Origin of the sequence: Maribacter sp. 4U21 (genome assembly GCF_002742365.1) — a bacterium.
Lineage (GTDB): Bacteria > Bacteroidota > Bacteroidia > Flavobacteriales > Flavobacteriaceae > Maribacter.
This window is the reverse complement of sequence record NZ_MDGN01000039.1, coordinates 1-15,052: the sequence shown is the minus strand read 5'-3', so window position 1 is coordinate 15,052 and position 15,052 is coordinate 1. Positions and strand designations below refer to the sequence as shown.

Below are 15,052 nucleotides of genomic sequence, written 5' to 3'. Positions count from 1 at the left end.
AGATGCCAGCAACGGACAAAAGCATATTAAAGCGATTATATTTTGTAGCAGGAGGCCTTGTCCTTTTTGCTGCTGCCGTGCTATTTAAATTGGTTTCCATACAGGTTGTTGACGGTCAAAAGTATATAGCATTGGCCGAAACCAGGACCACTAAACTATTTACCATTGAGCCCAACCGCGGTAACCTTTATTCCGATGATGGTAGTCTTTTGGCAACGTCCGTCTCCAAATACACCATACGTTTTGACGCCGTTACGGTAAGTGATGAAGATTTTAGGGAGAACGTAAAACCGCTGTCGGATGCCTTGGTAAAGCTATTCGGAAAGACTTCCTCCCATTACCAGCAGATGTTACGCAAAGCTAAACAGAACAAGAACAGGTATGCGCTAATTGCTAGAAACTTGGATTATTCCGACTACATGGCCGTTAAGGATTTTCCGTTGTTCAATAAGGGTGCTTTCAAAGGCGGACTCATTATAGAACAAAAATCCAAAAGAGAACATCCCTTAGGTAAAATTGCCGAGCGTAGTGTTGGCTATGAGCGTGTAGATGAGAATGGTTACCGTACCCGCGTAGGTATGGAGGGTGCCTTTAGTGAGTATTTAAGTGGTGTTGCCGGAAAAAGATGGAAGCAAAAGATTGCTAAAAACCAATGGAAGCCAACAGGTACGGATAATATCATTGAGCCAAAAGATGGTTATGATGTGTATTCCACTATCGACATTAATATACAGGACATTGCCCACCATGCCTTATTAGGGCAATTGGAGAAATACAAGGCAGACCATGGAACGGTCATCGTCATGGAAACCAAAACGGGTGAGGTCAAGGCAATTTCCAATTTAGGACAAACCAAAGAGGGCAAGTACTATGAACGTCTCAATTATGCCATTGGGGAATCTCACGAGCCAGGTTCCACGTTTAAACTCATGAATTTAGTCGCAGCCCTAGAGGACAAAGTTGTTGATACCAGTACTGTCATAGATACCGAAAAAGGTTCTTGGAAAATTTACAGGCATCGGGTAAGGGATACCAAGCGCGGTGGTCATGGAGAGCTTTCCATTGCCGAGGCATTTGAGGTTTCTTCTAATGTGGCTTTCGCTAAGATGATTCATAACGGGTATAAGGATGACCCCGAGAAATATGTGAACAGGCTAATGAGCATGGGTATTCATAAAGAATTGGGACTTCCCGTAAAGGGAGAGGGCACTCCGGTTCTTCGATATCCGGGAGATAAAGGTTGGTCCGGTCTTTCCTTGGCGCAAATGGCCTATGGTTATGAGGTGTCGTTAACGCCCTTACAAACACTAGCTTTTTATAACGCCATTGCCAATAATGGAGAGCTTATTAAGCCAAGACTTCTTAAAGAGGTTAAAGAGTGGAACAAGACCATTGAAAAATTCGATAAAGAGGTGTTGAACCCGGCTATCTGTTCTCAGGAAACCGTACGTAAAGTACAGCAAATTTTGAAGAACGTAGTCGAGAAGGAACACGGTACTGGTCACGGAATGTATTCCTCTAATTTCTCGATGGCCGGTAAAACAGGTACAACGCAGACCAATTATGTATCTAAGGACAAGGATAAATATGAGTATATCTCATCTTTTGCGGGATATTTTCCTGCGGACAATCCAAAGTACTCATGTATTGTAGTTATACATAAACCGGATAAAAGCGTAGGGTATTATGGTGCGGATGTTTCCGGCCCCGTGTTTAAGTCAGTAGCGCAAAAGGTGTATGCCACATCGCCACTTATTGATGAGGTCAATGTTGAAGAAGAATTCAACACGGATTTGGATAAAGCGTATCAATCCTATTTCGCGAACGCCCAAAAAGAATATAATGAAATACCAAACCTTAAGGGGATGAGTGGTATGGACGCCGTTTCAATATTGGAAAACCTAGGCATTAAAGTAGAGGTTATCGGTAATGGAAGGGTAAGGCATCAATCCATATCCCAGGGAACGGATATTAAAAAAGTTAAAAAAATAGTGTTGCAACTTTCATGAAGCTACTAAAAGACATATTATTTGGAGTTAGCCTAACAGCGGTCAGTGGCACTACGAATTGTAGTGTCAATGCCGTTTGTTTTGATTCGCGCAAGGTCCAAATGGACGATGTCTTCGTGGCTATTAAAGGAACCATCACGGACGGACATAAGTATATTAGAAAAGCCATTGATTTAGGTGCAAAAGCTATTATCTGTGAGTCGCTTCCCGACGATTTGGTAAATGAAGTAACCTATGTAGAAGTAGCTAACGGAAACAGTGCCTTGGCCATTATGGCTTCCAATTACTATGATAACCCTTCCAAAAATTTGAAGTTGATCGGTGTTACGGGTACCAACGGAAAAACAACCGTTTCTAGTCTCCTATATCAGCTGTTCAAAAAAGCAGGATACAAGGTGGGCTTGTTGTCTACCATAAAAATCATGGTCGATGATAAGGAGTACGATACAAGTCACACCACTCCCGATGCATTGACGATAAACTATCACCTTCACCTTATGAACAGTTTTGGAGTGGAATTTTGCTTTATGGAAGTGAGTTCCCACGGAATACATCAGAAAAGAACGGAAGGTTTGGTCTTTGAGGGTGCTATTTTTACGAACCTATCCCATGACCATCTCGATTATCACAAAACCTTTGCAGAATATCGGGACACCAAGAAAATACTGTTCGATAATCTGCCTAAGAAAGCTTTCGCCCTGACCAATATCGATGATAAGAACGGCTTGGTCATGTTGCAGAATACAAGAGCAAGAAAAAACACCTATGCTTTAAAGAACTATGCGGATTACAGGGCTCAAATTTTGGAGAACCAATTTGATGGGCAGTTGCTTAAAGTGGATGATAATGAGTTGTGGACCAAGCTAATCGGTCATTTTAATGCTTATAATATCCTGGCCATTTACGCAGCGGCAGATTTGTTAGGCCTGGAAAGGTTGGAAACGCTACGCTTATTGAGTGAATTGGACAATGTAGATGGCCGATTCCAATATTATATATCGAAAAAGAAAATTACGGCTATTGTTGATTATGCCCATACGCCGGATGCTTTAAAAAATGTGCTTGAGACAATCAACACATTGAGGACTGGAAATGAAAACGTCATCACCGTTGTGGGGTGTGGTGGCGACAGAGACAGATCTAAGCGTCCGGTAATGGGCAATATCGCTTCCGAGATGAGTAACAAAATCATCTTTACATCGGACAACCCAAGAACCGAATCACCTAAAGCTATTATATCGGAGATGGAGGCAGGAGTGGAGCCGCAAAACACTAAAAAGATTCTTTCCATAGAAAATAGGGAGCAGGCCATAAAAACAGCTTGCCAGCTTGCTGTGGATAACGATATTATTCTTGTTGCCGGCAAAGGTCATGAGACCTATCAGGAAACTAACGGGGAAAGAGTGGATTTCGATGATTTTAAAATGGTCAAAAACTTATTGAATCAGATGGATAAGTAATGCTGTGACAGCGTTTTTAGAAGTAATAAAGTAGTAAAAGATAATTGTAGAATTCAAAAATACAGGAAAGTCCATCTTTTTGATTTGGACTCGGTGATTGAACCAGAATTGAAATAAGAAATGTTAACCTATTTGTTCGAATATTTAGAAAAAGAATACCAACTGCCGGGAGCAAGTCTGTTTCAGTTCAGTACGTTTCGTGCGGCAATGGCGATCTTATTCTCTTTAATCATCGCAACGGCATTTGGTAAACGCATCATTCTTTTTCTGCAAAGAAAACAAGTAGGGGAAACGATAAGGGATTTGGGCTTAGAAGGTCAAAAACAAAAAGCAGGTACGCCGACTATGGGAGGTGTCATTATAATTCTAGCCACTTTAATTCCTGTTTTATTATTCGCCAGGCTGGAGAATATATACATCATCCTTTTGATTTTTACCATGTTGTGGATGGGTGTTATCGGCTTTGTGGATGACTATATAAAAGTATTCAAGAAAAACAAGGAGGGTTTAAAAGGAAGGTTCAAAGTTCTGGGTCAACTGGTACTGGGCTTAATTGTAGGCGCGGTATTGTACTTTCATCCGGAAGTGACCATGAGAGAGCATAGTAAAACGATGATTACCGACCAATATACGGTGGAGGAAGTGAGGGGAGAAGAGGTCAAGTCTACCATGACAACAGTTCCATTCTTTAAGAATAATGAGTTTGATTATACCAATTTCATTGGCTGGGCCGGAGATGGTGCCAAGGATTACGCTTGGCTGGTTTTTATTCCTATCATCATCTTAATCGTAACGGCAGTGTCTAATGGAGCTAACCTTACGGACGGTATTGATGGTTTGGCAGCTGGGACCTCGGCCATTATCGTATTCACATTAGGTGTTTTTGCGCTCGTATCCGGTAATATTATTTTTTCCGATTATCTGGATATTATGTACATCCCCAGAGTGGGAGAGCTATTAATATTTATAACGGCATTCGTTGGGGCCTTGGTAGGATTTCTTTGGTACAATACCTTTCCTGCCCAGGTATTTATGGGAGATACAGGAAGTCTAACCATTGGCGGCGTTATCGCGGTCATAGCCATTATCGTGAGGAAAGAGCTGTTGATTCCACTATTGTGCGGAATCTTCTTCGCGGAGTCTTTATCGGTAATGCTTCAGGTGGGATATTTCAAGTATACCAAGAAAAAATTAGGAGAGGGGAAAAGAATTTTTTTGATGTCGCCATTACATCACCATTACCAAAAGAAGGGATATCACGAGAGTAAGATTGTAACACGATTTTGGATTGTGGGAATTATGTTGGCCATTGTTACCATTGTGACTTTAAAAGTGCGCTAAATGAAATTTTTGGTAATCCTGGGAGGCGGAGAAAGTGGTGTAGGGACCGCCATTTTAGGAAAGAAAAAGGGATTCAAGGTTTTTGTCTCCGATAAGGGAACAATTCAAAAAAAATATAAAGACGTTCTTGAACATTTTGAAATTGATTGGGAGGAAGAGCAACATACCGAAGCGCTAATCCTTAAGGCCGACGTGGTCATGAAAAGCCCTGGTATTCCGGATAGTGTTCCTTTGGTGCAGAACCTGTTAAGCCATAACATACCGGTTATTTCTGAGATAGAGTTCGCTTCACAGTATACGGATGCTACGATTATAGGAATTACGGGCAGTAACGGGAAGACCACTACGACCATGTTGACCAACCATCTCTTAAAAGGTGGGAACTTAAACGTGGGCATGGCGGGAAACATTGGCGATAGTTATGCCAAAATGGTCGCTGAAAATGATTTTGACTATTACGTGTTGGAAATCAGCAGTTTTCAGTTAGACGGCGTAGTACGTTTTAGACCGCATATCGCAGTAATTACGAACATAACGCCAGACCATTTGGACCGGTATGACTATAAGTTTGAAAACTATATCGCCTCTAAATTTAGGATAACCAAGAATCAAACGGAGGAGGATTGTCTCATTTATGATGCAGATGACGAAGTAATTACCAACTGGTTAAAAGACAACCCGATCAAATCAAAACTAATCCCTTTTTCATTGAAAAAAAGGGTAAAGGAGGGCGCATTTTTAGAGAACGAACAAATAAGAATAACAACAGATACTGACACTATAACGATTATGACAGACGCATTGGCACTGGAAGGGCAGCACAATTTAAAAAATTCCATGGCGGCAGCTACGATTGCCAAATTGGTAGGAATTCGTAAAGAAACCATACGAGAATGTATTTCTAATTTTCAAGGCGCACCGCATAGGCTAGAGAAGGTCCTTAAAATTCATCATGTACAGTACATCAACGATTCCAAGGCAACGAACGTGAATGCTACATATTACGCGTTGGATAGTTTAAAGACCCCCACCGTTTGGATCGTGGGCGGCGTGGATAAAGGAAATGAATACAAAGAACTGATGCCGTTGGTGCGGGAAAAAGTGAAAGCAATCGTCTGTTTGGGTATGGATAATGAAAAGATAAAGGAAACGTTTGGCAATGTCGTGGATTTGATCGTGGAGACCTTTGCCATGGAAGAAGCGGTAAAAGTAGCGTATAAAATTGCGGAAAGAGGGGATAGTGTTTTGCTTTCTCCGGCATGTGCCAGTTTTGATTTGTTCAAAAATTACGAGGACAGGGGAAATCAATTTAAGAATTGCGTAAAAAATCTATAAGTGTTAAGCGTATTAAGAAACATAAATGGAGATAAAGCTATTTGGGCCGTTGCGGCACTTTTGGCCTTGTTTTCTTTTCTGCCGGTGTATAGTGCCAGTAGCAATTTGGTGTACGTGGTAGGTAATGGCACTACGGTAGGCCATTTGGTTAAACACGCTTTGCTACTATTTCTTGGCTTTGGTATTATATACGGTGTACATAAGATTCCTACCCATTTTTTTAAGGGACTATCGCTCATTGCGCTGCCCATTGTACTGGTGCTCTTAATCTTTGTTCTAGCGCAGGGAACCTCTATCGGCGGAGCTAATGCCAGTCGGTGGATAAGGATTCCTTTCGTGGGCTTTGGTTTTCAGCCTTCAAATTTGGCAGCGGTAGTGGTAATGGTTTATGTGGCCCGCTATCTGTCTAAGATCAGGGATATTAAAATAGGTTTTACGGAAAGCATTTTACCCTTGTGGGTTCCGGTATTCTTAGTGGTTTTACTGATTTTACCTGCGAATTTTTCGACCGCGGGCATCATATTTTCCATGGTTTTGATGTTGTGCTTTTTAGGCGGATATCCCGTAAAATATTTATTGGGAATAGTAGGTACGGGTCTTTTATGCTTAACGCTATTTATCCTTACCGCAAAGGCGGCACCAGATTTATTTCCCAATAGGGTGGATACCTGGATGAGCAGAATAGATAGTTTTTCCAATCCAGATGATGTCCAGGCAAACTACCAGATTGAAAAAGCTAAAATAGCCATCGCCACGGGGGGTATCGTTGGTAAAGGAGCTGGGAAAAGTGTGCAGAAGAACTTTTTGCCCCAAAGCTCGTCAGATTTTATATATGCCATTATTGTAGAGGAATATGGTTTGGTCGGAGGTTTCGCTTTAATGTTTTTTTACCTGTTTCTATTGTTTCGGATTGTGGTCGTTGCGAATGGGGCCGGCACCGTATTCAGTAAACTTTTGGTTTTAGGAGTTGGTTTGCCCATTGTTTTTCAGGCGCTTATAAATATGGCGGTGGCGGTAGAATTATTTCCCGTTACGGGACAGAATTTACCATTGATAAGTAGCGGGGGTACCTCTAGCTGGATGACCTGTTTGGCCATTGGAATTATTCTTAGTGCAAGCAATAAAAGTATAGTTCAGGATAACAATAGTAACAAGCATTTTGATGAAAGTAATCCCTTAGAAGTATTAAGTGGGCAATTATAAATTTATTGTTTCCGGTGGTGGAACAGGCGGACATATATATCCGGCGATTGCCATAGCCAATGAACTAAAGAGAAGGTTCCCCAAGGCCCAATTTTTATTTGTTGGGGCCAAGGATAGAATGGAGATGGAAAAAGTGCCGCAGGCAGGTTATAAGATTGAAGGATTATGGATTACGGGGTTGCAAAGGAAACTCACCCTTAAAAATTTAATGTTTCCCATAAAATTGATAAGTAGTTTGATCAAAGCAGGCAACATAGTAACAAGGTTTAAACCGGCTGCGGTTATCGGCACTGGTGGTTTCGCCAGCGGACCGTTACTGAAAGTTGCCTCAGGAAGGGGAATACCATGTGTGTTACAAGAACAGAATTCCTATGCCGGGATTACCAATAAACTATTAAAAGATAAGGTGGCAAAGATTTGTGTTGCTTATGATGGTATGGAAAAGTTTTTTCCAAAGGAAAAAATCGTAAAAACGGGTAATCCCGTACGAGAGGACTTGGTTGCGCTTCGCGTATCCAAAGCAGAGGCAATTGCTTTCTACCAAATGGATGTCAACAAGAAAACGCTATTGGTTTTAGGTGGTAGTCTTGGTGCGAGAAGAATTAACACTTTAATAGCGGAGAAGCTGGGTTATTTTAAAAGCCTTGGGATTCAGGTGTTATGGCAATGTGGAAAAGGATATATAGCGGAATACGAAAAATATGATTCCAAAGAGGTGAAGGTACGTGCTTTTTTAAACCAGATGGACAAGGCCTACGCCGCTGCGGATTTCATCATTTCTAGATCTGGAGCAGGCGCGGTTTCCGAACTATGTCTGGTGGGTAAGCCCACGATTTTCATCCCGTCCCCGACGGTGGCAGAGGATCATCAGACTAAAAATGCTTTGGCATTGGTACAAGAGGATGCCGCCATCATGATTAAAGAAGAGGATTTGGAGCGGGATTTTGAACAGGAGTTTGGTTCCGTTTTTAATTCGGAAGAAAAACAGCAAGAACTATCGAAAAATAGTAAGGCATTGGCATTGCCCAACGCCACGATTGAAATATGTGATGAAATCGTAAAATTATTGAACTGATAGAATGAATTTAAAAGACATACGTAATGTGTACTTCATCGGGATAGGTGGCATTGGTATGTCCGCCCTTGCCCGATATTTTCGTTTTATTAATAAGCATGTTGCGGGCTATGATAAAACAGAAACCCCTTTAACACGAGAACTTACGTCTAATGCTATAGCTATACATTATGAAGATGACGTGGACCGTATTCCGTCAACATTCAAAAATGTTGAGGATACTTTGGTCGTCTACACACCAGCGGTTGCCAAAACACATTCCGAATATCAATATTTTTTCGAGCGCGGTTTTCATATCAAAAAGCGGTCTGAAGTGTTGGGGATGGTTACAAAAGATTCTTTTTGTTTTGCCGTTGCCGGTACGCACGGTAAAACAACTACCTCTAGTATTCTCGCACATTTGTTAAAAGAAACGGGCACTCCTCTAACCGCTTTTCTCGGTGGTATTTCCGAGGATTTTAATAGTAATTTCTTATTGGAAGGTACGGAGTATTCGGTGGTGGAGGCAGACGAGTTTGATCGTTCCTTTTTAAGGTTAACGCCTAATGTAGCCTGTATTACCTCAATGGATGCGGATCACTTGGATATTTATGGAGATTCGGACGAATTGAAAAAATCGTTTCTGGATTTTACAAAGCGGCTAAAGCCTAACGGAAAGTTATTTGTAAAGAGTGGTCTGCCTGTAGCGGGTATAACCTATGGTATTGAGGATAATTCGGACTACTGTATCCGAAACATAAGAATAGAACAAGGTACCTACATATTTGATTTGGGAACCCCGAATTCAGTTTTGGAAGGGGTTAAGTTCAATAAACCAGGAAGGCATAACCTGCTTAACGGTTTAGTTGCTTTTGCTATGGCGATAGAGGCCGGTTCCCCACCGTATCGCCTAGCTGAAGCTTTGGCCACTTTCAAGGGGGTGCAACGAAGATTCTCTTACAGGATAAAGAACGATGAATTGGTATTTATAGACGATTACGCGCATCATCCTACAGAAATCAATGCTGTTTTTGAAGCAATTACGGAGATGCATCCTCAGAAAAAAGCATTGGCGATTTTTCAGCCACATCTGTTTTCAAGAACTAAGGATTTTGGCGATGATTTTGCGACAAGTCTTTCAAGATTCGATAGTATTTGCCTGCTGGAAATTTATCCGGCAAGGGAAAAGGCCATTCCAGGGATTACTTCGAATTGGTTGTTGGATAAAATAACAAATCCCTCTAAAAAATTAATTCAAAAGGAACAAATTATATCCGAAATAAAAGCTCAAAATCCTGATGTTCTCGTGACTATGGGTGCAGGAGATATCGGACTCGAAATAAATAAAATACAAAAGGAACTGTCTTATGCGTATTAATTGGAACATTTTAAAGTTTATTTCTCTAATGCTAGTAGTAATGGGGCTTTACGCATTTTCTAACCAAAGGAGTAATAGGAAGAATATCGCTAAAATAAATGTAGAATTTGTAGGAGACCAAAATTTATACCTCACAGAAGGGACGGTTAATAAATTGTTAATACAAAAATACGGGCGGCTAGAAAATGTGCCTAAAGAAAAATTAGTTTTGAATACTGTAGAGAAGGTCATTGCGGCCAATGAAATGGTGAAAAGTGCCCAAGTCTATCTTACTATAGATGGTGAGCTTACGTCTAAAATTGTTCAACGTAAACCAATCGGACGCATAGAAGGTAATTCAAAATTCTATTTGGATGACGAAGGAAAACGCATGCCGTTTTCGTCCAATTATTCAGCTAGAGTTCCCATAATTACAGGTAATGTAACAGGGGAAAGCCTTAAGGATGTGTATGAAATTTTGGAATTTATAAATAAGGACGATTTTTTACGAAAAAACATAATTGGTATTCATGTTAAGGCAGAGGATAACTATCAATTAAAATTTAGGCTGAACCGCTTTGTGGTGAATTTAGGGGGTATTGATAATCTAGAGGAAAAGTTCAGCAATTTTAAAGCTTTTTATGCAAAGGCGAACAAGGATAAAACTTTGGAAAATTTTGCGATTGTCAGTTTAGAATTCAATAACCAAGTGGTGTGCACTAAAATATAATAGAAATGGAACAAACTAAATATTCAGTAGGCCTAGACATAGGAACAACAAAAATCGTTGCCATTATTGGGAAGGAAAATGAGTATGGGAAGATTGAAATTTTGGGTATAGGAAAATCCAAGAGTTTAGGTGTTCACAGAGGTGTTGTTAATAATATTACGCAAACGATACAATCTATTCAGCAGGCCGTTGAAGAGGCGGAGAGCAACTCTGGTCTTAAAATCGGTTCTGTAGTTGTTGGTATTGCCGGCCAACACATACGAAGTTTACAGCATAGTGACTATATCACTCGTAGAGACTCTGAAGAGGTAATCAACGATGAGGATTTGGATACCCTTTGCAACCAGGTTTATAAACTGATTATGCTCCCTGGAGAGGAAATTATCCATGTATTGCCGCAAGAATATAAAGTGGACGGACAGGCCGAGATTAAGCAGCCCATTGGTATGTACGGAGGTCGTTTAGAGGCTAATTTTCATGTTGTTGTTGGTCAGGTTACTTCCATCAAAAATGTAGGCCGCTGTATTAAAAGTGCCGGGTTGGACTTGGGGAATATCACCTTGGAACCATTGGCTTCTTCGGATGCGGTACTTAGTCAGGAAGAGAAAGAAGCAGGTGTTGCTTTGATTGATATAGGAGGTGGTACAACTGATTTGGCCATCTTCAAGGATGGTATCATTAGGCATACGGCAGTAATTCCATTTGGTGGTGGTGTCATTACGGAAGACATAAAAGAGGGATGTTCTATTATAGAGAAGCAGGCGGAGTTGCTTAAGATCAAATTTGGTTCCGCTTGGCCTGGCGAGAACAAGGACAATGAAATTGTTTCCATTCCGGGACTAAGAGGTAGGGAACCAAAGGAAATTACCTTAAAGAATTTGTCCAAAATAATCCATGCCCGTGTAGTGGAGATTATAGAACAAGTTTACGTAGAGATTAAGAACTACGGCCATGATGAGCAAAAGAAAAAGCTTATTGCGGGTATAGTGCTAACAGGAGGCGGAAGCCAATTAAAACACTTGAAACAGCTAGTGGAGTATATCACCGGTATGGATACCAGAATAGGCTATCCAAACGAGCATTTAGCCGGGGATTCAGAAGAAGAAATAGCGAGTCCTTTATACGCTACAGCTGTAGGATTATTAATGAATGCCATTAAGAACGAGGCAAGGATGGCCCCGGCTACAGAGGCTACGGAGGGTAATGAAGAAACGGGAGAAGGTGAACTGGTCTATGCGGAAAGTGGGGACACTAAAATTTCCACTAACGGAGAAAGAAGGGAAAGAAAATCAGTTTTTGACAAGTGGTCTGAAAAGCTAAAGGAGTTTTTGGACAACGCAGAGTAAATAATAAAGCATACAACGAATACAATAACCAGTAATAAAAGTAATATGAGTAAGAACAGCGAATTTGATAATATCTCTTTTGATCTTCCAAAGAATCAGAGCAACGTCATAAAGGTCATTGGTGTAGGTGGCGGTGGTAGTAATGCCATAAACCACATGTTCCAAGCAGGCATCAATGGTGTTGACTTTGTTATTTGTAATACAGATTCACAGGCATTGGATAATAGTCCGGTTCCTAACAAAATTCAACTGGGCGTTTCTTTAACAGAAGGATTGGGGGCTGGTGCCAACCCTGAAGTAGGTGAGGAAGCCGCTATGGAGAGTATGGAAGATATCAAGCAAATGCTGGATAATACGACAAAAATGATATTCATCACTGCTGGTATGGGTGGGGGAACAGGAACTGGTGCTGCTCCCGTTATTGCCAAATTTGCAAAGGAGATGGATGTCCTTACCGTTGGTATCGTGACCATGCCATTTCAGTTTGAAGGAAAAATGAGATGCGATCAAGCCCAATTGGGAATTGAGAAATTAAGGAGAAACGTAGATTCGTTGATTGTCATCAATAACAATAAACTAAGGGAAGTTTACGGTAACCTAGGCTTTAAGGCCGGGTTTTCAAAAGCGGATGAAGTCTTAGCTACGGCAGCGCGTGGTATTGCAGAAGTAATAACGCATCATTACACGCAGAATATCGATTTACGTGATGCCAAAACAGTACTTTCCAATAGTGGGACGGCCATAATGGGCTCGGCAATAGCTTCTGGTTCTTCAAGGGCTAACGAGGCCATCATGAAAGCTTTGGATTCGCCGTTATTAAATGATAACAAGATACAAGGTGCTAAAAATGTATTATTGCTGATCGTATCCGGTGCGCAAGAAATTACTATTGATGAGATAGGCGAAATAAATGACCATATCCAAGTAGAGGCTGGTTATGGTGCCAATATCATCATGGGTGTAGGTGAGGACGAAACTTTAGGAGAAGCAATTGCGGTAACGGTGATCGCCACGGGTTTTAATATTGAACAACAGGACGATATCGTAAATACAGAGACAAAAAAAATAATCCACACGCTTGAGGATGGTCAGCGCGCAGAGAAAGAGCTGTTGTCCAATAATACTACGGTGCATACGCTGGTTGTTGAGGACGAAGAAGAAAAGGCAGCTCCGGAACCAGAAACTCGCTATGAGCTTTTGGACGATGACGATTTTGACTTGATACCTACGACCAGCTACATTAAGAATTTCAATGTTTTTTATGAAGAAGTGGTTGCAGAGAATGTTTCCGAAGATGATTTTATTATCATCGAGTCTTCCGACGCGCTCAGGAATATAGAGGTGGTAGAGCCGGAAATATTAAAGGTCGAAGAAGAGGACGATCAATTTGCGATGAGTTTTGATATGCCTTTAAAGGATGAAGAGGAGAAGGAGAACGTCATTACCTTTAGTTTGGATGATGATGTAAAGGACATGGATGTAAAGGACAGTGTTGAAATCATACCAGTGTTGGAGTACAACAAGACCGGGGAAACACGCTATAGTCTGGACGATTACATGCAATTGGAGAATCAATTGACAGGAGCTAAATCAAAAGCAGAGGAGTTTGAGCCAAAAATTATCGAGGATGAGCTCGTTTTTGAGAAGAAAACCATAGTAGATGATAATGCCACTACACATACGAATCGTGAAGTGGATCCTATGGAAACTCCTATTGAGGAGCTTTTAAAAGAAAGGGCGGACGAACGCAGAAGAAAATTAAAAGATTTCAACTATAAGTTCAAGAACAGTCTTAGTAATATCGATGAAATTGAAAAGGAACCCGCTTACAAAAGACAAGGTGTTCATTTAAACGATACTCCTAGAGAGAATAAAATCTCCAGAACAAGTTTAAGTGATGACAGTAACGATGAGATTCAGTTAAGGTCCAACAATTCTTTTCTGCATGACAATGTAGATTAGGTAATACCTTTTAAAGAAGTTTAAACCCGAAAACAAAAGCTGTTTTCGGGTTTATTTTTTATCTTCGTGCCGCTAAAATAATATACCATGGGACTACAACAAAAGGTAATGGAGCAAATGAAAATGGCCATGAAAGCTAAGGATACCGTTGCCTTGGAATCGTTAAGGGCCATTAAATCGGCGTTATTGTTGGCACAGACGAGTGGCAATGGTGATCTGTCCGAGGACGATGAAATAAAGTTGGTCCAAAAACTCGTAAAGCAAAGAAAAGATAGTGCTGCTATTTTTACGGAGCAAGGGAGAGACGACCTCGCAGAACTGGAGTTAGCACAGGTAGCCGTAATAGAAAAATTTTTACCAGAGCAGCTAACAGAAGAAGAAATAGAAAAGGTGGTAGTGCAAACCATTGACGCTACTAGTGCTTCTGGGATGAAAGACATGGGTAAGGTTATGGGCATGGTTTCAAAGGAACTTGCCGGCCAAGCGGATGGTAAAACAATATCCACAATTGTAAAGAATAAATTATCTTTGTAAGCTAGTGCTTACTATAAAATAATTGGCCTCGTGGCGCAACTGAATAGCGCATCAGATTTCGGCTCTGAGGGTTGGGGGTTTGAATCCCTCCGGGGTCACGAATAAATAGTTCGATAAGAAAAAACGCCAAGCTTGCTTGAGCGTTTTTTTGTTTGAACTATTTTCAAAGCGGAGCTTTGAGGGAAATGCGCAGCCAATCCCTAAGTAAAGACTACAGTTCATTGAAAAGATTCTCACTTTAATTTGAAAACAAAGTTTTTTATTTTCAATCCAGAACTTTCGGGTGGAGCTTTGAGGGAAAAACGAGCTTTAGCGAAGGTAATCCCTCCAGGGTCACTACAAGCGGAGAACCACGTCATTTTTAACGTGGTTTTGTTTTTTTGAAAAGAGCAAGAACTAGTGTACTTTCTTATCAGCTACATCGTCTGGATAATTACTATAAAGCCAAATCCTTGCTTTTTTACATTGTTCCTATTATAAAGGTTAACGCATTATAAAAAGCATTTGACAAATCCTTTCAGTGAAGTTTACACTACCTTAAATCGAATTTATAAAATTTGCTTGTTCCGAGGTAGTGGATTTAAGATATCTCTAAGTTCAAGTCATAAGTGCAACATGCATATTTAAAATACTTGGGGCTAGCCCCAAGTATTTTAGGTTCAATATTTATATTGATCTTGCATGAAACATTACAAACAATTGACCCTATCTCAAAGGTATC

General features: G+C 40.7%; 11 protein-coding genes and 1 tRNA gene. All 12 read left to right on the top strand.

Going from position 1 to position 15,052, the window contains the following annotated elements; translation table 11 throughout:
- The first annotated feature begins 2 nt into the window (after positions 1 to 2).
- The 12 genes from BFP77_RS08030 to BFP77_RS07975 all read left to right on the top strand — a co-directional run bounded on the left by BFP77_RS08030 (position 3) and on the right by BFP77_RS07975 (position 14,429).
- Entirely contained in the window at positions 3 to 2,009 is a 2,007-nt protein-coding gene (locus BFP77_RS08030; RefSeq protein WP_099573524.1) for a penicillin-binding protein, read from the top strand.
- Entirely contained in the window at positions 2,006 to 3,469 is a 1,464-nt protein-coding gene (locus tag BFP77_RS08025) for a UDP-N-acetylmuramoyl-L-alanyl-D-glutamate--2,6-diaminopimelate ligase (RefSeq protein WP_099573523.1), read from the top strand. Before BFP77_RS08030 ends, BFP77_RS08025 begins: the two co-directional genes overlap by 4 nt.
- 120 nt (positions 3,470 to 3,589) lie before the next feature.
- Positions 3,590 to 4,810, top strand: a complete 1,221-nt coding sequence (gene mraY, locus BFP77_RS08020; RefSeq protein ID WP_099573522.1) for a phospho-N-acetylmuramoyl-pentapeptide-transferase — start codon at positions 3,590 to 3,592, stop codon at positions 4,808 to 4,810.
- Positions 4,811 to 6,145 (top strand): UDP-N-acetylmuramoyl-L-alanine--D-glutamate ligase, encoded by a 1,335-nt coding sequence (gene murD, locus BFP77_RS08015; protein ID WP_099573521.1) that lies wholly within the window; start codon positions 4,811 to 4,813, stop codon positions 6,143 to 6,145.
- The gene (locus BFP77_RS08010; protein ID WP_099573520.1) at positions 6,146 to 7,348 is read left to right on the top strand and encodes an FtsW/RodA/SpoVE family cell cycle protein; all 1,203 of its coding nucleotides are present in this window, start codon (positions 6,146 to 6,148) and stop codon (positions 7,346 to 7,348) included. It abuts the gene before it with no gap.
- Positions 7,335 to 8,423 (top strand): undecaprenyldiphospho-muramoylpentapeptide beta-N-acetylglucosaminyltransferase, encoded by a 1,089-nt coding sequence (murG, locus tag BFP77_RS08005; RefSeq protein WP_099573519.1) that lies wholly within the window; start codon positions 7,335 to 7,337, stop codon positions 8,421 to 8,423. Before BFP77_RS08010 ends, murG begins: the two co-directional genes overlap by 14 nt.
- A 4-nt stretch (positions 8,424 to 8,427) precedes the next feature.
- Entirely contained in the window at positions 8,428 to 9,780 is a 1,353-nt protein-coding gene (murC, locus tag BFP77_RS08000) for a UDP-N-acetylmuramate--L-alanine ligase (protein WP_099573518.1), read from the top strand.
- Between the two features lie 28 nt (positions 9,781 to 9,808).
- Entirely contained in the window at positions 9,809 to 10,489 is a 681-nt protein-coding gene (locus BFP77_RS07995; RefSeq protein ID WP_306475422.1) for a cell division protein FtsQ/DivIB, read from the top strand.
- Between the two features lie 5 nt (positions 10,490 to 10,494).
- Positions 10,495 to 11,835 (top strand): cell division protein FtsA, encoded by a 1,341-nt coding sequence (gene ftsA, locus BFP77_RS07990; RefSeq protein ID WP_099573516.1) that lies wholly within the window; start codon positions 10,495 to 10,497, stop codon positions 11,833 to 11,835.
- A gap of 45 nt (positions 11,836 to 11,880) precedes the next feature.
- Positions 11,881 to 13,797, top strand: coding sequence for a cell division protein FtsZ (gene ftsZ, locus BFP77_RS07985; protein ID WP_099573515.1), 1,917 nt, complete (start codon positions 11,881 to 11,883; stop codon positions 13,795 to 13,797).
- 87 nt (positions 13,798 to 13,884) lie between these two features.
- The gene (locus BFP77_RS07980; RefSeq protein WP_099573514.1) at positions 13,885 to 14,331 is read left to right on the top strand and encodes a GatB/YqeY domain-containing protein; all 447 of its coding nucleotides are present in this window, start codon (positions 13,885 to 13,887) and stop codon (positions 14,329 to 14,331) included.
- A 24-nt stretch (positions 14,332 to 14,355) separates the two neighbouring features.
- A tRNA-Arg gene (locus BFP77_RS07975) sits at positions 14,356 to 14,429 on the top strand.
- Positions 14,430 to 15,052: the final 623 nt, after the last annotated feature.